The sequence below is a fragment of the Sorangium sp. KYC3313 genome, from assembly GCF_052075895.1.
Lineage (GTDB): Bacteria > Myxococcota_A > Polyangia > Polyangiales > Polyangiaceae > Sorangium > Sorangium cellulosum_B.
Genome location: NZ_CP197255.1, coordinates 2291905 through 2310504 on the forward strand (window position 1 = coordinate 2291905; position 18600 = coordinate 2310504).

Below are 18600 nucleotides of genomic sequence, written 5' to 3' on the forward strand. Positions count from 1 at the left end.
TGCGAGGGTCGTTCAGGACATGTGAAGGGAGGGGTGCGCAAGCGAGAGCCGCCGCGCGTGGGCGGAGGTCGTTCCCGTCTGGTTCGTCTTCGTCCGTTCCTTCAGTTTCGTCCGTTTCCTCAGAACCGCGGGGCCGCCAGGCCGTCGACCGGCACCAGGCGGGAGGTGAAGAAGACGCGCACCGTGCCGAGCTCGAGGCGCGCGCCGTCGAGCGTGAAGGGCACCTTGCGGGTCTCTCCCGCGAGGCGCAGGGTCAGCTCGCCGCGGACCGGGCCCGGCGCGCTGGCCCCGGGGCTCGAGGCGCCGGCGCCCTCCTCGGCCGACGCGCGCGCGATCTCGACGACGTAGCTCCCCTTGGGGAGGCTCCGCAGCGCGAGGGACTCCGAGCGCGTGCTCGTCGCGTCGCGCGAGCGCACACCCACCGACGGGAGGGTCGCGCCCATCCACGAGACGCGCCGCCCCTGCGCGTCGATGAGGGAGAGGTCGAGGTCGGCCCCGCCGGTCCACTCGGCGCTGAGCCGCACGTCGCCGGGCAGGTCGGCGGCCGGCGCCGCGTCCGGCTGCGCGAGCCGCCGGTCGATCTCCGCGCGGATGGCGGAGGTCGCGTCGAGGCGGAGCTGGCTCGCGAGCTCGCTCATGCCGCCCTCGCCGGCGCACCGGATCGCGGCGGCGACGAGCTTCGCGTCGGCGGGCGCGAGGTCGGCGAGCGCCACCCGGTGCTGGCACGCGAACGCGGGCCGGCCCGCGGCGTCCCAGAGCTCGGCGAGCCGCGCCTGGGTGGCCCGGTCGCCGGGGCGCACGTCGGCGAGGCCGCCGAGGATGCGCGCGGCGCGGTCGCGCTGGCCCTGCCGCGCCGCGAGGTCGGCGCGGGCGATGAGCGCGTCGGGATCGAGCGCGTCGCGCCCGCTCCAGCGCGCGGTCAGCTCCTGGGCCTCGCCGAGGCGGCCGGTCGTGGCGTAGAGCGCGTAGAGCCCCGCCGTCCTGTCGCGGCTGTCCGGGGCCGCCGCGAGCGCCGCCTCGGCGGCCGCGGTCTTCGCGGCGCTCTCTGGCGCGAGCGTGTTCGTCGCGTCGAAGCTCACCTTGCGATCGAACACCCGGCGCATCGGGATCATCCGCCGCGGCCGCGGGCGCGACCACTCCTCGGCGGCAAAGAGGTCGTCGTCGCGCGATCTCCGGGCGCGCTCGTCCAGCGGGGGCGCCGGCTTCGGCTCCGCGGGCGCGGCGGCCGTCGGCGCAGGCGCAGGCGCAGGCATGTCGTCGAGCGAGCCCGAGAGGGGATCGAGCTCTTGGAGTCGTCGCTTGGCGGGCGACGCCGGGCGGGCGCCGGCCGACGTGCGAGACTCCGCCTTCGCGGCCGGCGTGGCGTCCGGCCAGCCGGAGCCGCCGCCGCCCCTGCCGCTGCCCGACAGGCCGAGGCCCCCGAGCGCGTCGCCCTTCTCCTCGGCGCCCTCGTCCGCCGCGTTGCCGGGCGCCTCCCCCTCGGCGCTCGCGCTCACGCGCTCGGCCTGCTCCTCGCCCGTGAAGGCGGAGGTGATGCCGTCTCGCTCGAGGCCGAACGCCTTGAACATCGCCTCGCTCTCCAGGACGAGCAGCGAGGTGAACCGGCTCGCCACCGAGAAGCGCCGCGACAGCTCGATGATGGCGGGCTTCTGCGCGTCGCCGCCGGTCTCCTCGAGCTCCGCGATCTTCGCCGCGGCGTAGAGGCGCGGGACGAAGGCGTTGCCCGCGCCGGTCGCGGCGACGATGTTGACGGGGTAGGTCTGCTCGAAGCGCTCGCCCGAGACGCGGCCGCGGAGGCGGATCGCGCCGCTCACGTCGGCCCCGGAGCTCATCCGCGCCACGACGAGCGCCTCGCCGCCGGCGCGGATCGGATCGAGCCGCGCCGGCGTGACCTGGGTCAGGCCGGGCGGGAGCTCGATCTCGGGATCGCGCAGCGCGAGGCCGTACGCCGCGCCGAGGACCGACTGCGCCGCGCTCGCGACCTTCTGGCCGGGCACGTAGGGGACCATCACCCCGCCGCCGCCCCGCGCGAGCGCCCTGAGCGACGTGGTGTCCGCGTCGCTCCCGAGCGCGACCGCGACCACGGCGGCGGCGCCGTCCGCGGGGACCGCGCCGCGCGCCGCGGCCTCGATGTGGGCGGGGCGCGTCGGGCCGACCGAGGGCGTGCCGTCGCCGAGGTAGATGATCCGGAGCTCCTTGCCGTCGAGCGGGCCGGCGGCCGCGCGCGCCGCGATCATCGCCGCGGCGAGATCGCTGCCGCCGTCGGGCTCGATGCCGCCGAGGAAGCGCTCGACCTCGCCCGCCGAGGCGGCGCCGGGGGCCATGGGGCGCGCGGCGCCGCCCTGGCCGGCGTCGCCGAGCGAGCGGCAGAGGGTGTCGCACGCGAGCACGACGACCTCGTCGCGCCGGTCCATCTCGCGGACGAGCGACGAGGCGAGCCGCGTCGCGCGCGCGAACCGCTCGCCGACCATGGATCGGCTCGAGTCGACGACGATCGCGTGGCGCCGCGAGGTCGACTCCTGCCACCGGGGGAGCCGGGGCCGGATCGCGATCGCGACGTACGGCGACGTGTCGCTCGCGATGGCCTGCGCCGCGGCGAGGGAGGCCTCGTGCTCCGCGCCGTCGCGCTTCGGCGCGCCGGCCGCGCCGCGCCGCGCCTGGGACGTCGCGGGCGGCGCGGCCTGCGCCGGGGCGGGGGGCATCCGGTACGCCCAGGCGGTGACGGGCCGGTCGCGATCGGGGAGCGCGTACTCGACCGTGAGGTCGCCGGCCGGCGTGAACCCGCGGGCCTCCAGCGTGCGGCGGTCGGCCGCGCCGTCCGCGGGCGCGGCGGCGAGCTCGTAGCCGCGCGTCGCGACGCCGAACTCCCGGTCGTGGCCGAGCACCTGCACGTCGAGCGAGAAGTCGCCGATGTTCGTCGTGCCGCTCTGGTCGTGCGCGAGCGGGTAGGTGAAGCGCCGGACGCCGCCGGCCTGCTCGACGAGCTGCGTGTAGGTGAGCACGACGCGCCGCGAGCCGCGCTTCGGGATGGGGAAGATGCGCAGCTCGAACCGGCCGCCCCGCTGCCACTCGAGCAGCGCGGGGTCACGCCACGGGCCGGGGACCCAGATGATCTCCTCGCGCGGCTTGGGCGCCTTGGGGGCGGCGTTCTGGAGGACGCCGCGCCAGATCGCGGCCCCGCGATCGCGATCGACGAACGCGCCCTCGATGAGCTTGCCGTCCACCTCGAGCGCGAGCCGCTCGATCTGCGCGCCCGGCGGGAGCGGGAACCGGAAGATGCCCTCGAGCTCCTCGTCGGTGTCGTTGGCGAAGGTCTCGTCGATCTCGGTCCTGGCGACGACGTCGACGATCCGTACCTTGACGGCGTGCCTGGCGAGCCGGACGGCCCGCTCCTTCTCCTGCGTCGCGCCCGGCTTGCGCGCCCTGAGCTCGCCGAGGCCGCGGAGCGCCGGGGCGTCGGCCTCCTCGGCGGAGCGGTCGCTCCACTCGAGCGTGTCGGCGAGCGACGTCGCGCTCGCGACCTCGGGCGCGGCGCCCTTCGCGAGCGTCGCCTCCTCGCCGGCGCGCACCTCGACGGGCTCGCCGCGCTCGCCGGTGACGCGCACGGCGCCGCGGGCCACCTCGACCGAGGCGCGCCCGGCGCCCGCGGTGATCGCGAGCTTGGTCCCGAGCACCTCGATCTGGCCGTGCGGCACCTCGATGCGCGCGGGCGGCGCGCCGGGGGCCGGGGTGACGTCGAGGACGACGGCGCCCTCGTCGACGCGCGCGCGGCGGCCGTCGCCGGCGATCCACACGCGGGAGCCGCGGTCGATGGCGAGCGCGGAGCCGTCCGCGAGCGACAGGTGGGCGCGCGTCCGCGCGTCGGTGCGCAGGGTCGCGCCCTCCGGGAGCGGGGCGCCCGCGGCGAGCGGCGCGCAGGCGCCCGCGGCGTCGCACGCCTCGAGGCCGCCCGACCTGTCGGCCGACGCGCGCGACACCGAGGCGACCTTGCCGGACCACGGCGCCCCGGCCGCCGCGGCGACGGACGGCCCCGCTGTTTCGCCGCCGCGCCGCAGGGCGACGCCGGCCGCTACCGCCGCCGCCGCGGCCAGGGCGGCGGCGGCGAAGGCCGAGCGCCGCCCGAAGGCCGCGCGGCGCGCTGCCGGCGCGGTTCGCTCCGGCATCGTGGAGCGCGGTCCGCCCGTGCGCGCCTCGGCCGCGCCGGATCGCGCTCCGGACGTGTCGGAACGCGGCCTGGGCGCAGGGGAACGCTCTTCGGTGGCGCCGGATCGGACGTCGGCCGTGTCGGATCGCCCTTCGGCGATGTCCGATCGCTGCTCGGCGATGTCGGATCGCGCTTCAGCGGTGTCCGATCGCGCTTCGGCAGTCTCCGATCGCGCTTCACCGGTGTCGGATCGCCCTTCGGCGATGTCCGATCGCCCCTCGGTCACGCCGGATCGCGCGCCAGCGGCGCCGTGTTGCTCGTCGGCCGCCACCTTCAGGACCGCGCCGCTCGTCGCGCCCTCCGAGGGGCGCGCCGCCTCGATCCGCCGGAGCAGCGCGTCCGCGAATCCGTCCGCCGGCCGGAAGTCCGCGCCGGCCGCCGCGGCGACCTCCGCGGCGCGCGCCGCGTCGTGGCGGAGATCGCGGCACGCGTCGCAGCCGGCGATGTGCTCGTACAGCGCCGGCCGCGCCGTCCCGTCGAGCACCTCCGCGAGCTGCTCCTCGACCTCGCCGCAAAGCCCAACCGAACCCGTCTCTGTCGCGCCCATCGCCCTCACTCCTCGCCCAGCTCGGCCCTGAGCCGCGAAAGCGCGCGGCTCACCCGCTTCCGCGCCGCCGCCTCGTCGATCCCGCACGCGATGGCCACCTCCTTGAAGGAGAGGCCCGCCTCGAAGCGCAGCACCACCGCCTCGCGCTCGCTCGGCTTGAGCCGCGAGAGCGCGGCGCGGGCGCGCTCGGCCCGCTCGCGCTCCGCGGCGAGCTCGCTCGCGTCGGGCCGCGGCCGGGTGTCGTGGACGAGGCGCAGCCGCGCCTCGCGCCGCGCCCTGAGCTCCGTGTGCCGCCCGCAGAGGCGCCGCGCGATCCCGAAGAGCCAGGCCCGCACGCTCCCCTCGGCGCGGTACTGCGGGAACGCATCGAACGCCGCGAGCAGCGTCTCCTGCACCAGCTCCTCGCTCTCGGCCTGCGACCCCGTGAACGCCATGCACAGCCGGCCCAGCGGCATGGCGTAGGCCTTCGCACACCGCGACAGCGCTTCCCGGAAGTCGCCTGCCCCGATCAGCACCTCGATCGCGCGCGCCTCGTCGGCCCGCGTGTCGCCCTCCGACCCAACGAGCGCTAACCCAGCTGCCATCGCTGCCTCATCGCCGGCCATGTGCCCCCGTCCCCCGAGTTCGTGACCGGATTTTTTTTCGCCCCCGCCCCCGGCGGACTCCGGTGCCCGATCCCACGGTACAGCGCGGTCCGGCCTTTGCCTTTTGCAATGCGATCCCCGCCGCAGCAGAATCGGCCGTCGCCTCAGGAGCCGCGCTTATGAACGAGACAAGCCCGCCTGGTGTCACAAAGGCCGCCGCGCCCCGAGGCGCGGCGCCGAGCGATCCCGTTGACAGGTCGCGTGTGAAGCGATGGAGACGGTCGCTGGCGCTCGCCGCTGCCGTGTCCGCCGCCGCAGCGCTCGCCGCCCCCGCGGCGCTCGCGCAGGGCGCGCCGGGCGAGGCGCAGGGGGAGGGTGAAGCCCCGCCGGCCGGCAAGCGGGGGGTGCTCCCGACCCGGGCCAGCGCGGGCGGGAAGGAGAAGAAGGCGGCCGCCGCCGAGCCGAAGGGGGGCCTGGCCGAGAAGGACAAGGCGGAGCCGCCGGTGGAGGAGCGCGCCGCGCGCGGCGTGGTGGTCATCGAGCGCGGCGGGCAGGTCCTCGGCCTCGGCGCGGCGCTCGCCGGCGACGGGCGCATCCTGACGGCGCTCTCGCCGCTCGGCGCGGGCAACGACCTCACGGCGCGCCTCGCCGACGGGACCACCGTGCGGGTGAAGCTCGGCCACCACGACCGCGTGTGGGATCTCGCGCTGCTCGTGCCGCAGACCGGCAAGTGGGCCGAGGGGCTCACCGCCTCGTCGCGCGATCCGGTGCGGCCGGACGCGCAGATCCGCTCGTTCTCGGCGGCGCGCGGCAAGGTCGCGGCGACCTCGCTCGTGCTGCGATCGCACCGGACGCTGATCGGCGGCGACGACCGGCCGCTCGAGCGCGCGATCGAGCTCGGCTCGCGCGTCTCGCCGCTCGATCTGGGCGCGCCCATCATCGACGAGGACGGCCGCGTTGTCGCGATCCTGGGCCGCGGCTGCGTCCCGAACGAGGGCAAGCCCTGCACGCCCGTCGCGTTCGGCGTGCCGATCAGCGCGATCAGGGCGTTCCTTCGCGCGGTGCCGCCGACGGCCGTGCCGCCCGCGGCGTGGCTCGGGATCCAGGGCGTGAGCGAGGCGACGCCGGTCGCGAAGGGGGTCCGGGTCACCGTGGTGCACCCCGAGAGCCCTGCGGACGAGGCCCGCTTGACGGGCGGCGATCGCGCGGAGAGCGACATGATCCTCGCCGTCGACGGCGTGCCCGTCACCAGCCCCGAGGCGCTCTCCGACGCGATCCGGACGCACGCGGTCGGCGAGAAGGTCCCGCTCACCTTGCTGAGCCGCGGGAAGTACCGGCAGGTCACGGTCGTGCTCCGCGCTGCGCCGGAGCCGTCGGCCGCCGCGGCGAAGCGGCCGGAGGCCGAGCTCCCGCCGCCGAGCTCAAGCGGCAAGTCGACCGAGGAGTACCGCAAGTAAGCAAAAAATGATGCGGGGCCGCGCGCGGATTCTATAAGCTCGGCGCTCGGGCCCGACCCGGTTGACACCCCGTCGACCGAACCTCCAGGATCGGGCTCGAGCGGCTCGGACGGGCGCGCTCGCGGTTCTCATTCAACCCCGCGCCTCGCGCGGGGCCATCGATCGGGTGATCCGTGTCCCAAACGTTTCGAATCGAAGTGGCCGGCGAGACGAACGTCGGGCGCAAGCGCAACCACAACGAGGACAACTTCGGCATCATGGTGGAGTACGGCCTCTTCATGGTCGCCGATGGAATGGGGGGGCATGCGTCGGGCGAGGTCGCGTCGAAGATGGCGGTCGACGCGATGCAGGACTTCTTCGCCCAGACGCAGGACGACCCGGAGCGGACCTGGCCCTACAAGATGGACCGGTCCAAGGGCTACGAAGAGAACCGGCTGATCACGGGGATCAAGCTCGCCAACCTGCGGATCTACGAGACCGCGCAGCGCGAGGCGAAGAAGCGGGGCATGGGGACGACGTTCGTCGGCATCTTCACGGCGAACGACGGCGTCTACGTCGCCCACGTCGGCGACAGCCGGGTCTACCGCTTCCGCGAGGGCCGGCTCGAGATGCTCACCGAGGACCACTCGCTCCTCAACGACTACATCAAGATGAAGCGCCTCACGCCCGAGGAGATCGCGAACTTCCCGCACAAGAACGTGATCGTGCGCGCGCTCGGGATGAAGGACACGGTCAAGGTCGACACCCGCTTCGAGGTGCCGCAGCTGAACGACACGTACATCCTCTGCTCCGACGGGCTCTCCGGGCCGGTGAGCGATCTGGAGATGACCCAGATCCTGACGGAGCATCAGGACATCCAGGTCGCGACCGCCAAGATGATCGAGCGCGCCAACGAGAACGGCGGGCCCGACAACGTCACGTGCGTGCTCGTTCGTTGGACCCAGTGACCGCCGCTCGGCGACGGTGATCAGGGCAGGGCGCCGCCGCTCCAGGGGATGAGGACCAGGAAGACGAAGGCGATGAGCGCGAGCATGAAGAGGCTCGTCATCAGGTAGGTCGAGCGCGGCGAACGCGCGGTGCTCCAGCCGTCGCCGTAGAACTTCCCCCGCGAGCGCACCCGGATCCGGCGCTGCACGCCGCGGAGAAGGCTCGGCGGCGCCGCTGGCGGCGGACGCATCGCCCCCCGGACCAGCTCGCGCAGATCCAGCTCGTCGACGAGCGGCAAGTCGCCGTCCTCGGGGAGATCGCCGTCCTCGGGCAGGTCGCCGTCCTCGGGCAGGTCGCGCAGGGGCGCGGCGGGCGGGCGCTCGATGGGGGGCGCCGGGGGACGGCTGCCGCTCTCCGCGCCCGAAGCGGCCGGCTCCTCGGCTCGCCCCGTGCGCTTCGGGTCGTCCGCTCCGCTCATTTCCCGCCCCTCACCTTCTCGCCCATCATCTTCTCGACCAGCGCGCGGAGCTGGCCGCGCGCGCGATGGATCCGGCTCTTCACCGTCCCGTCCGGCAAACCCGTGACCGAGGCGATCTCTTCGTACGACATGTCCTCCACGTCGCGAAGGATGAGCGCCTCCCGGAACTCGGGATCGAGCTGCCCGATGGCGCGCTTCACGACCGCCTCGAGCTGCATCCCCTCCACCAGCTCGTCGGGGCGGCTCACGTCGCCGACGCTCACGCCCTTGGCCGCGGACAGCGGCACCCGCTCGGCCATGGCATCGACGTCGTCCTGGGCGCCGGCGTGCCGCCGCGAGAGGTACTTCGTCCGGTTTTTGCAGAGATTCACGGCGATCCGATAGATCCACGTCGAGAGCTTCGATTCGCCGCGGAACTGATCGATCGCCTTGAAGACCTGCACGAAGACTTCCTGGGACACGTCCTCGGCCTCGTCACGCCGGCCGAGCATGCGGTAGACGAGCGCGAACACGCGGCGCTCGTACATGATCACGAGCTCGTTGAACGCGCTCTCGTCGCGCGCGACGAGCCGCGCGATGAACTGCGCCTCGCCCGCCTCGAGCGGCGCCGACGACGCGCGCCCGAGCTCAGCGCCCGCAGGGGGCGGAGAGCCGCCTCCGCGGTCCGTATCTACATGGGTAGGGGCTCCGCGTCCGCGGGCCCCTTCATCGCTCGCCACGCCGTCCGGTCCTCCAGGAGCCAGGGGCTCGCGCACGCCCCGCGGCAGGCGCAGAGCCCTCGGTGAGACCACGGTAAACAACCCCGGCTCGACCGCGCCAGACAATAGCGAGCGGGTGACGGCGCAGGACGCACCCGCGAGGCGGCGCGACCTCGCCCGAGGCGCTCTCGCCCACGCGATGAAGATCGGCCGCCATGACCCCCCTCAGAGGGCGTGAGGGCTCGATGGTTCCGGCGCGTGGATTCGAACCACGATTAGGGGATTCAAAGTCCCCCGTCCTGCCCTTGAACGACGCCGGAGTGCTGCGGGACGGAGCCGACCGCCGCGCGGCGCGCACCTTAGCGCGAGTCGCGCAGGATGGCACCCGTCCCGGTCCATGAGTCGGCTCTGCGGGCCGGATGGCTGATGCCGCGCGTGGCGTCCGCCTCGGATCGGCCTCGCCTCAGGCGGAACTGCCCGCGCTCGCGGCGACCCGCCGGCGCCGGCTTCGCGCCGGACACCGAGGCCTTCTCCGCCCGGTGGAGCGGCAGCGCGGGCGCGCCGGTGTCGTCGCCCGGGGTCGCGGCCGCTTCCTCGCGCGCCGAGGTCGCGTCGGCCGCAGCGCCGTCGCGCGCCGGGGCCGCCGCGGCGAGCGCCGCAGCGCCGTCGCGCGCCGGGGCCGCCGCGGCGAGCGTCGCAGCGCCGGCGCTCGCGGCGAGCTCCGGGGCGGGCAGGGCGACCTGCGCGGCGGCAGCCGCGACGCCCTGGGCCACGCCGAGGTGCGCCGCCGGCGCGGCCGCAGGCCTCGCAGGCGAGGCCGCAGGGGCGACCACGCTCAGCACCGAGAGGCCCAGCACGAGCACGAGCGCCGCGCTGCCCGCGGCCGCGCCGGCGGCGCCGCGAGAGACGCGGGCGCGCCGCGCGAGCCGCGACCAGGTGCCCGACACGCGCCCGCGCGGCGTCTGATCCGCGTCGCGCGCGCCGCGCGCCGGCCCGAGCCCGGGCCTCGCGGCGCCGGGCCTCGGCGCCACGGCGCTCGGGAGCGTGTCGGGCGGGGACGAGGGGGCCGAGGGGAAACAGGACGGAATGTCAAGAGAAATCGGCTGCGAGGGGCTGTCCCGCCGCAGCACGGCCTCGGCCAGCGGGAACCGGCCGAGGGTGAAGGCCTCGGCGCGCTCGCCGCGCGCCTTCGCGGGGGCGCCCTGGTGGAAGCGGGGCGCGACGGAGCTGAGGTCGTCCGGCGTCAGCGCGAAGCTGAGCGGGCCGGTGGACTCAGGCGCCTCGCCCGCGGCGGAGAGGGCGGGCGCCTCGTCGCGCGGGGGCGGCTGGGAAATGGTCCAGCCGAGCGCCTTCACGTCGCCGGCAGGCGTCCAGCACTCGAGGCCTTCGCGCCAGACGCGCGTGCTGTGGGGGAGCTCCCCCAGCTCCAGCGCGCGCCAGAGCGCGACCGTGCTCATCGCCTCGAGAAAGTCGCCGCGGTCGATGCACCAGGGCTTCGACTCCGCCGGTGCCTCCTCCGCGCCGCCGGCGTCCGACGTGAACGGCATCGTGGGGGCGCTGCAGAGGCTGCTCAGCTGCCCCTGCTCGCGCCGCTCTGCGCCGCCCGACGCCGGCACGCCGTCGCCAAGCCCCTCCACCTTGTACGCTGCGCTCGGGCCCATCGCTGTCTCCCTAGCGAGCCGCGGCGGCCCACCCGATGCTGCTTCCGGGTGCACCTCCGCTGCTCTCGTGCGTCGGTAGCGGATGCTGGCGCGGTGGGCCAAGAAAGGTGCCGGGCGGGGCAGGCGCCCAGGCCGGGGGCGCGGCGACGCTGCGCGGGCGAGGGCGCGGCGACGCACGCTGCGCGGACGAGGCGGCCGCGCAGCGTGTCGCGGCCCGACGTCAGAGGTCGGTGTAGTTGTCGGCGAACATCGCGCGCTGGCCGAGGAAGGCGATCTCGAGCGTGCCGCTGACGTCCGTCCCTCCGGTCGAGCTACGGATCACGTTGAGCGCTGGCATCAGCCGGATGAGCCCGCGGTACTCCGTCCCCACCGGCGCGCGCGCCAGCGTCACGTGGACCGGGGCGCGGAGGCTGAGGCGGACATCGGCGGGCGCCTCGTCGTTGAGCGCGACCGCCACCTTCGCGCCGAGCGCCGCGCGGAACGTGGCGTTCGCCACCTTGTCGACGAGCCCGGCGTGCGCCGTGATCGTGAGCTCCTGGCTCTGCACCGGCGCGCCGAGCACCTCCTGCCTGCAGCGCGTGGCAGGGACGAACGCGGTGGACTGGGTGACCGGATCCACGCCGTGGACGACGTCGCCCGCGGGCTCGCACCACTCGAGCGTGTCCGTCGACGCGGTCCAGCGCGAGTCGAACTTGATCTCCCCTTCGAGCGTGGGCGCGACCTTCTTCCCGCCCTCGCCGACGTAGACCGCCGCCGCGCCGACGCTCCAGGGGACAGCGGTGAGCTCGCGCGGCGCGTAGGTCGGCGGCAGGCTCTGGTCGCGCCGCTCGGGGCCCGGACCCAGGTAGCTGAACCGGGTGCGGCCGATCGCGCCGCCGACGTAGAGGATCAACGGGGGATAGGCCGAGCTGCCCTCCCCCTCGAAGTCGAGCCGCGCGAACGAGGCGGACAGGCGCAGGGTGCCGGTGGGCGTCTGGGCCGCGTCGCCGGCGCCGGAGAACCCGAACAGCGTGGCCAGCCCGTCCTCGGCCGCCACCTCGGCCTCGAGCACGGCGCTCACATCCCATGCCGTCGGATCCGTCACCTCACCGAACCCGGCCAGCACGCCGAAGCCGGCCCGCGCGAGCGCCGCGCCCCCGGAGCTGCTCGTGACCCCGACCGGAACGAGGTAGACGAGCTCGCGGCCCGTGGCGGCCGGCGAGATGGCCGCGCCCCCGGCAGGCGCGAGCGGCGCAATGGGGGCGATGGGAACGCCCGACGCGGCCGGGGCGACCGGCGCAATCGCGTGGCCCGGCTGCGCGGGCGCCACGGCCGCGCCAGCGCCCGGCGCCGGCGCGGCGGGTGTGCTCGGCGCGGCAGACGGGACCGGCGCCGTGGGGGCGCTGGCCGCCGCGGGGGCGCCGGGCGCGGTGGCGGCCGGCGGGATGGGCGCCGGCGGCGCTGCGCCCGGCGGCACGGGAGCCGACGGCTGCCCAGCGCCCTGGGCGAGCGCGGGCGCGGCCAGCGTGAGCGAGAGCAGCGCCGCGGCGCGCTGGAGCAGCAGGGCGCCCCTCACGGCGCCACCGTGAAACGGAACGTGAGGCAGTCGGCGCCGCTCGACGTGTCGTAGTCGGCGCGGGTGCTCTGGTTCGTCTTGGGATCGAAGGCGAAGATCTGGAACTTGCCGATTCCGTTCCGGACCCTGAAGCGGAACACGTAGTTGCCGGGATCCAGATCGAACTCGGAGAAGACCGTGTTGCGGATCGAGAACGGCCTCACCCCCGCCGGATCCGCGGTGGGCGCCGGGTCCTCGAACAGATAGCCGACGGCGCTGAGGTGGTACTCGTCGCTGTGGAGCTTGAGCTTGATCCTCTTCATGATCGAGAGCGATCCTCTCACACGCGCGCGGCACGGTACAGCGGCTGGAGGGCGCGCTACATGGCATCGATCGGGCCCGCCCGCCCGTCCGGGCCATTTCTGACGAGCGCAGGTGGCTCATTTCTCGTGAGCGCCGGAGGATACCGGAGCGGTAATGTTTTCAACTGGGCATATACATAGGGGAGCGTCGGGGGCGCTCGGGTATCCGTGATAGTTTTGACTTCAGGTGGTACCGGTCATCGGGTGGTGGGGGCATTTGCCCAGAGAGATGTCCCATGAAGGCGGGAAGTCGGGAAGATCATTGATGATTTTCTTCCCGCCTTGATGTTCAAATGACCCCACCATCGGGAGGAGCGTAGCGCCTCGAGGCGCTCAGCCGCCGCTGGCGCGCCGCACGGCGACGCCGACGCCGGCGGTGCTGTAGCAGCCGCTCACCGTCCAGGAGATGGTGGTGTTGGAGTTGGCCACGAGATAGCCGGCCAGCGCGACCATGGTCGTCGGATCGGTCAGGCGCCGGTTCATGGTGGAGGTCGCCGCGGTGGGGCTGATGGTGGCGCCGGTGTTGCCGTTGCGCGCCGCCATCACCGTGTACACGAACGAGTTGGTCGCGCTGAAGGTGGTGCTGACCCCTCGGGTCACCGTGCCGCTGCAGTCCGTCGCGTTGGCGTGGGTGCCGGTCGAGGTGGCGTTCGCGAACGGGTTCGACTGGTGCACGCCCTTCAGCTCCACCACGTTGGCGAAGTACACGCCCCAGGTGTTCGCGTTCGCCATCTGCACCACCACGGGCTTGTTGCCGGTGGCGGCCGGAAGCTGGCTGTCCAGGAGGTAGTAGATGTGCGCGGCGGAGTTGTTGTCGGCCTGCCGCGAGTTGAAGAGCGTCATCGGCGTGCCGTCGTAGGTGACGCTCACCGGCACGAGCGAGTTCTCGGAGGCGACGATCCCGACAAGGACCATGCGATCGTTGTCCCGTGGTGTCTGCAGGGCGTGGGTCACGTTGATGATGGGCGCCGAATTCCCAATGGTGCTCAGGGTGCCGGTCGTGCCCGAGTTGACGACGACGATGTCCGGCGAGACGACGCAGTTGCCGTTCGAGCAGATGGACCTCGTCCCCGAGCACACGTGGCCGCAGTCGCCGCAGTTGCTGGCGGTGCCGAGCTGGGTCGTGCAGCCCTCGCGGGGGTCGCCGCAGGCCTTCCAGCCCGGGTCGCAGGTGGGCACGCAGGTGCCGGCCGTGCAGGCGGTGGCGCTCGCGTGCGCCTGGAGGCACTGGGTGTTGCAGGCGCCGCAGGCGTTGACGTCGCCGGAGACGTCCTTCTCGCAGCCGTTCATGCCGTTGCCGTCGCAGTTGCGCCACAGGCCGCTGCACACCGGGGTGCAGCCCGACGAGCTGCATTGATTGCTGGTGACGTGGGCGCTGGCCCCGCTCTGGCACACGAGGTTGCAGCCGAGGCAGTTGCTCTCGTCGTCCCACAGGTCGATGTTGCAGCCGTTCCTCGGTACCCCGCAGTCGTCGTACTGCGCGCTCGTGCACACCGGGTTGCAGGTGCCGTCGAGGCACAGGTTGCTGGTGGTGTGGATTGGGTTGCACTGGGTGCCGCAGGCGCCGCAGTTCCCCTCGTCGGTCCTGACGTTGGCCTCGCAGCCGTCGGTCAGCGAGCTGTTGCAGTTGCCGTAGTCCGCCTTGCAGCCGGCGAAGGAGCACGCGCCGCCCTGGCAGGTCGCGGTGGCGTTCGCGTAGATCGTGTTGCAGTTGACGCCGCCGGCGGCCGCGCAGGCGCCGCAGTGGGTCTGGTTCGAGTTGACGTTCGTCTCGCAGCCGTTGTCCGGATTGCCGTCGCAGTCGCCCATCCCGCTGTTGCACGTCCGCACCTTGCAGTCGCCGCCCTCGCACTTGGGGGTGCCGCCGGCGATGGTGCAGGTCTCGCCGCAGGCGCCGCAGTGGCTGAGGCTCGTGTCCGTGCTCGTCTCGCAGCCGTTGTCGTAGCTGCCGTCGCAGTCGGCGAAGCCCGGCTCGCAGCTGCCGATGGCGCAGCCGGTGGCCGTGCACTTGCCGGTGCCGTTGGCGACCGTGCACAGGCCGCCGCACGTGCCGCAGTTCTCCGGATCGGCGGCCAGATTCACCTCGCAGCTGTCCTCGGGGTCGCCGTTGCAGTCGCCCCTGCCGGCCGGGCAAATCGTCTCGCCGCAAACGCCGTTGCGGCACCAGGGCCTGCCGCCCGCCTCGGGCACGCACTCGATGCCGCACCCGCCGCAGTGCAACACGTCACGGGTAGTCGCCCTCTCACAACCGTCGACGACCTGGCCGTTGCAGTCGGTGAAGCCCGCGTCGCACTCGACCTTGCACTCCGACGCCTCGCAATACGCGTCGCCGTTCGCGGCCGGGCACAGCTCGTCGCACCCGCCGCAGTGGCTCGAGTCCGTCGCAGTGTTCACCTCACAGCCGTTCTCGGGATCGCCGTCGCAGTCGGCGTAGGGCGCTTCGCACGCCTTGACCTTGCAGGCGCCGCCCTGGCACTCGGCGGTCGCGTTCGGCAGCGCGCACTTCAGGCCGCAGCTGCCGCAGTTGTTCGTGTCGGTGCGGACGTTCACCTCGCATTCGCCCTCGGCCTGGCGATCGCAGTTGGCGTAGCCGTCCGAGCAGGTGGGGCCGCACACCCCGTCGATGCAATCGTCGCTGAGGCAGTCCCCGCTCGAGCGGCAGTTCCTGCCGTCCTGGCAGCCCCCGCAGTCGGCGCCGCAGTCCACGTCGCTCTCGGTGCCGTTGGGAACCCCGTCGGTGCAGGTCGCCGCGACGCATTGGCCCTCCTGGCACACGCCGCTCTCGCAGTCGCTGGCCCGGTTGCACTTCTGGTCGGTCGCGCACTTCTTGTCGCAGCTGCCGCCGCAATCGATGTCCGATTCCGAGCCGTCGCGGGCGTCGTTCATGCAACCCGCTTCCTGGCAGACGCCGTCGATGCACTCGCCCTCGGCGCAGTCGCGGCTCGCCGCGCAGCCGGAGTCGAGCGGGCATGGATCACACTCGCCGCCGCAGTTCAGGTCCGTCTCGCCGTCGGACTGCACGTCGTCCGTACAGTGCGCCGGCGGGCCGGATACCGACGCGAACTCGAAGTCCGGCACGCTGCACGAGGCGGCGGCGGCGAAGATCCCCGCCGTCAGCGCGGCGGCCGAGAACGCGCGGAGCAGCGCGAAGCGACGCAGAAAGCCAAAGCTAGGGGTCGACATCCAGCGACAAAAGTACCATTCGCGGGCGGATTTCGCGGCCATAAAGTGAGAAGGCGGCGTCAGGATCCGCGCATGAAAGCTCCGCCGGCGCGCGCGCACCTCCGACCACGACGCGGTGCGGCGTCGCGCGAGGCGAAGGCCGCGGCGCCGCGTTGACGCGCGCGGCGAAGGCGCGCCGCCACGTTGACAGGAGAGGAGGCGTCAAGTCACCATGGCGAGCGCCGCATGAGGAATTCCCCGCGAATTTTCCGCGTCGCAGCGGTGCTGCTGCTGCTGCTCGAGGCGCCCGCGCTCGCCCAGGACTCCGACGCGCTCAAGCAAGCCCGCGCGCAGTTCCAGCAGGCGACCGAGCTCGAGCAAGCGGGCAACTGGGCCGCAGCCCTGCAGCGGTTCCGCGAGGTCGGCCAGGTGCGGATGACCCCGCAGGTGCGCTTCCACATCGCCGTGTGCGAGGAGAACCTGGGGCGGCTCGTGGCCGCGCTCGGCGGTTACGAGCTGGCGCTCGCGGAGGCCGACGCCGTCGGGCCCGATTTTCGGGCCGAGGTCGATCAGTCGATCGGCCGGCTGCGCGCCCGGATCCCGAAGCTCGTCATCGTGCGCGGCAAAGGGGCGGCTTCCGCGGCCATTGCGCTCGACGGCATCGCCCTCGGCGGTACGTCCATCGGCGTCGAGGTGCCGCTCGATCCCGGGCCTCACGCGCTCACCGCCAAGGCCCCGAATTACAGGCCGTTTCAACAAACGGTGGAGCTGAAGGAGGAGGGGGTGACGCGCGTCGAGGTGTCGCTCGAAGCATTGCCGCAAGAGCTGCTGATCCAGGCGGGCGCCTTGCGGGAGAGGCCGCCGTCCAAGGTGGTGCCGTACGTGATCGGGGGCGTCGGCGCCGCGAGCCTGATCGGCGCCGGGGTGCTGTTCGGGCTCCGCCAGGGAGCGCTCCAGGACCTGGAAGACGCCTGCGGCCCGGACGGCAAGTCGTGCCCGCCCTCCCTGCAGTCGCGCTACGACGACCTCAAATTCTATCACTACGGCGCGCAGGTCGCGCTCGGCGTCGGCGTCGCCGCGCTCGGCACGGCGACCGCGATCTTGCTTCTTCAGAACAGGAAGCCAAAGCAGCCCGAGAAGACCTCGCTCCAGCTCGTGCCCATCACGAGCGGATCCGAGATCGGCGCGAGTCTCTCAGGGACATTCTGAGGGAGCCGAGTTCGTCCAGAGCGGGGTGCTAGAACCCCGGATCGTGCTTCCACGACTTGGGCGTCGTGGGGGCTGGCGTCGGGCTCGGCGAGCTGGTCTGCTCGGCGGGCTTGGTCGGACGGCGGGGCGCCGGGCGCGCGGGTGACGCCGGGAGCGGAGCCGGCGTCGTCGGGGCCGGCGCAGCGCTGGCCGAGACGGAGGCAGAGGGCTCGCCGGGCTCGGTCGCAGGGGGCGCCTCCGCCTTGGAGGGCGCGGGCGCCGGGGCGGCGGACGCCGGGGCGGCGGGCGCGGCGACGGAAGGAAGAGGGGCGGGCGCGTCGCCGCTCCGGAGCAGCACGGCGAGCACGCCGGCGACGAGGAGACCGAGGATCACGACGACGGGCAGCGCGCGGCTCCTGGAGCGCGCGAACGGCGGGATCTCGTCGTCGAGCGCGCTCATTCCGGCCACGTCTCGGGCCGCGCCGCGGAAGACGACGGTCCTGAAGGCGCTCACCGACGAGGGGCCCGCGCCGGTCACGTCGGAGCTGCCCCGGTTGTTGCTCAGCTGATTGCGGTCGGCGCGCTCCAGCGCCTCGGTGAGGGCCGCGCGCGTTTGCTCCTGCTGATCCTCGAACAGCTCGCGGACGAAATTGGCGACGTCCTCGTCGGTGGCTCGCTGGTTCGGCGGAAGCGCCTTGTCGAGCGCTCGCATCAGCTCGTTGGCCGTGGCGTAGCGCTCGTCGCGCTCCTTTTCGAGCGCGCGCATCAGCACGGCCTCGAGCGACGCCGGGTAGTCGGCCTGGAACTCGTGCGGCGCCTCCACCGGGTCCGTGGACGAGATGGCGAACAGCGTCGCGCCCTCGGATTCCCTGCGGAACGGGTGTTTGCCGGTGGTGAGCGTATAGAGCACGATGCCCATCGCGAACACGTCGACGCGCCGGTCGATCGCGTCGCCGCGCACCTGCTCCGGCGCCATGTAGCTCACCTTGCCCTTGAGCTGCCCGGCCTGCGTCGTGCTGTCGTTGAGCGCGGTGGCCTTGGCCACGCCGAAGTCCACCACCTTGGCCAGGCCGTTGTACGTGACCAGGATGTTCTGCGGGGAGATGTCGCGGTGCACCAGGCCGACGAGCTTGCCGCTCTTGTCCTTGAGCTCGTGCGCGGCGTGCAGGCCGGCGCAGGCCTGCGCCACGATGCGCACCGCGATCGGGATCGGCATGCCGCTCTGCCGCTTCGCGACCTTCATCACCTGGTTGAGCGGAATGCCGTCGATCCACTCCATCGCCAGGAACAGCACGCCGTCCTGCTCGCCGAGGTCGAGGATCTCGACGGCGTTCGGGTGGCGGATCTGGGACGCGAGCGACGCCTCCGAGAGGAACATGCGCTCGAACTGGTCGTCCTCGGACAGCGTCGGCAGCATCGTCTTTACTGCGACGATCTTCTGGAAGCCGCGCGTTCCCTTCAGCCGCGCCGCCCACACCATGGCCATGCCGCCTGCCGCGATCGGCAGCAGCAGCTCGTAACGACCCAACACGGACCCGGGCCCGAGCTCGGCCGGGGTGTTGGGCAGGAGGTTCGGCGCAGGATTCACGCTACTCAGAAGGTTTGTTAAGTGCCCTGACCGTACGAGTGTGCGGCGTCACGGAGCGAGTGACTAGCGATAAGAAACACCGCGGAGACGAATTGCGGCTGTCGCACCAATGACCCCACCTCCTTACATCTGCCGACAGCTGCGGCGGCGCTTCGTGGATGGGCAGCTGCCGCCAAAGCGTCGTTAGGAAGTCCAAACGCCGTCCGGAAG

Annotated in this window: 12 protein-coding genes and 1 tRNA gene; 3 read left to right on the forward strand and 10 right to left on the reverse strand. The window is 73.4% G+C overall.

Translation table 11 applies throughout. The annotated features are described in order from the left end of the window. Positions 1 to 119: 119 nt before the first annotated feature. On the reverse strand, positions 120 to 4751 hold the full coding sequence (locus tag ACSRUE_RS09015) for a VIT domain-containing protein (RefSeq protein WP_441290633.1): 4632 nt from the start codon (positions 4749 to 4751) through the stop codon (positions 120 to 122). Between the two features lie 5 nt (positions 4752 to 4756). Beyond that, entirely contained in the window at positions 4757 to 5335 is a 579-nt protein-coding gene (locus ACSRUE_RS09020) for an RNA polymerase sigma factor (RefSeq protein WP_441290634.1), read from the reverse strand. A 263-nt stretch (positions 5336 to 5598) separates the two neighbouring features. Between ACSRUE_RS09020 and ACSRUE_RS09025 the strand changes: the two genes are divergently transcribed. Continuing rightward, a complete protein-coding gene (locus tag ACSRUE_RS09025; protein ID WP_441290635.1) occupies positions 5599 to 6792 on the forward strand; it encodes a S1C family serine protease in 1194 nt (397 codons plus the stop codon). Positions 6793 to 6965: 173 nt separating this feature from the next. Further along, positions 6966 to 7739 (forward strand): Stp1/IreP family PP2C-type Ser/Thr phosphatase, encoded by a 774-nt coding sequence (locus tag ACSRUE_RS09030; protein ID WP_272102167.1) that lies wholly within the window; start codon positions 6966 to 6968, stop codon positions 7737 to 7739. 20 nt (positions 7740 to 7759) lie between these two features. Here the strand turns inward: ACSRUE_RS09030 and ACSRUE_RS09035 are convergent, their stop codons facing one another. The 7 genes from ACSRUE_RS09035 to ACSRUE_RS09065 form a co-directional block, all read right to left on the reverse strand. Beyond that, positions 7760 to 8197, reverse strand: coding sequence for a hypothetical protein (locus ACSRUE_RS09035; RefSeq protein WP_441290636.1), 438 nt, complete (start codon positions 8195 to 8197; stop codon positions 7760 to 7762). Further along, the gene (locus tag ACSRUE_RS09040; protein ID WP_441290637.1) at positions 8194 to 8916 is read right to left on the reverse strand and encodes a sigma-70 family RNA polymerase sigma factor; all 723 of its coding nucleotides are present in this window, start codon (positions 8914 to 8916) and stop codon (positions 8194 to 8196) included. The genes ACSRUE_RS09035 and ACSRUE_RS09040 overlap by 4 nt, the downstream gene beginning before the upstream one ends. Before the next feature lie 225 nt (positions 8917 to 9141). Continuing rightward, a tRNA-Gln gene (locus ACSRUE_RS09045) sits at positions 9142 to 9215 on the reverse strand. Positions 9216 to 9254: 39 nt separating this feature from the next. Continuing rightward, positions 9255 to 10556, reverse strand: a complete 1302-nt coding sequence (locus ACSRUE_RS09050) for a hypothetical protein (RefSeq protein WP_441290638.1) — start codon at positions 10554 to 10556, stop codon at positions 9255 to 9257. 220 nt (positions 10557 to 10776) lie between these two features. Continuing rightward, on the reverse strand, positions 10777 to 12111 hold the full coding sequence (locus ACSRUE_RS09055; protein WP_441290639.1) for a hypothetical protein: 1335 nt from the start codon (positions 12109 to 12111) through the stop codon (positions 10777 to 10779). After that, a complete protein-coding gene (locus ACSRUE_RS09060; RefSeq protein WP_437763709.1) occupies positions 12108 to 12413 on the reverse strand; it encodes a hypothetical protein in 306 nt (101 codons plus the stop codon). The genes ACSRUE_RS09055 and ACSRUE_RS09060 overlap by 4 nt, the downstream gene beginning before the upstream one ends. Before the next feature lie 372 nt (positions 12414 to 12785). Further along, the gene (locus tag ACSRUE_RS09065) at positions 12786 to 15635 is read right to left on the reverse strand and encodes a hypothetical protein (RefSeq protein WP_441290640.1); all 2850 of its coding nucleotides are present in this window, start codon (positions 15633 to 15635) and stop codon (positions 12786 to 12788) included. Positions 15636 to 15818: 183 nt separating this feature from the next. Between ACSRUE_RS09065 and ACSRUE_RS09070 the strand changes: the two genes are divergently transcribed. Continuing rightward, positions 15819 to 16823, forward strand: a complete 1005-nt coding sequence (locus tag ACSRUE_RS09070) for a PEGA domain-containing protein (RefSeq protein ID WP_441290641.1) — start codon at positions 15819 to 15821, stop codon at positions 16821 to 16823. Positions 16824 to 16851: 28 nt separating this feature from the next. Here the strand turns inward: ACSRUE_RS09070 and ACSRUE_RS09075 are convergent, their stop codons facing one another. After that, complete coding sequence (locus ACSRUE_RS09075; RefSeq protein ID WP_441290642.1) at positions 16852 to 18390, reverse strand: serine/threonine-protein kinase; 1539 nt, start codon at positions 18388 to 18390, stop codon at positions 16852 to 16854. Positions 18391 to 18600: the final 210 nt, after the last annotated feature.

Excerpts from the sequence above, each read along its gene's own strand:
- ACSRUE_RS09015 (WP_441290633.1), bottom strand. The coding sequence starts at position 4,751 with ATGGGCGCGACAGAGACGGGTTCGGTTGGGCTTTGCGGCGAGGTCGAG.
- ACSRUE_RS09020 (WP_441290634.1), bottom strand. The coding sequence starts at position 5,335 with ATGGCAGCTGGGTTAGCGCTCGTTGGGTCGGAGGGCGACACGCGGGCC.
- ACSRUE_RS09035 (WP_441290636.1), bottom strand. The coding sequence starts at position 8,197 with ATGAGCGGAGCGGACGACCCGAAGCGCACGGGGCGAGCCGAGGAGCCG.
- ACSRUE_RS09050 (WP_441290638.1), bottom strand. The coding sequence starts at position 10,556 with ATGGGCCCGAGCGCAGCGTACAAGGTGGAGGGGCTTGGCGACGGCGTG.
- ACSRUE_RS09060 (WP_437763709.1), bottom strand. The coding sequence starts at position 12,413 with ATGAAGAGGATCAAGCTCAAGCTCCACAGCGACGAGTACCACCTCAGC.
- ACSRUE_RS09065 (WP_441290640.1), bottom strand. The coding sequence starts at position 15,635 with ATGTCGACCCCTAGCTTTGGCTTTCTGCGTCGCTTCGCGCTGCTCCGC.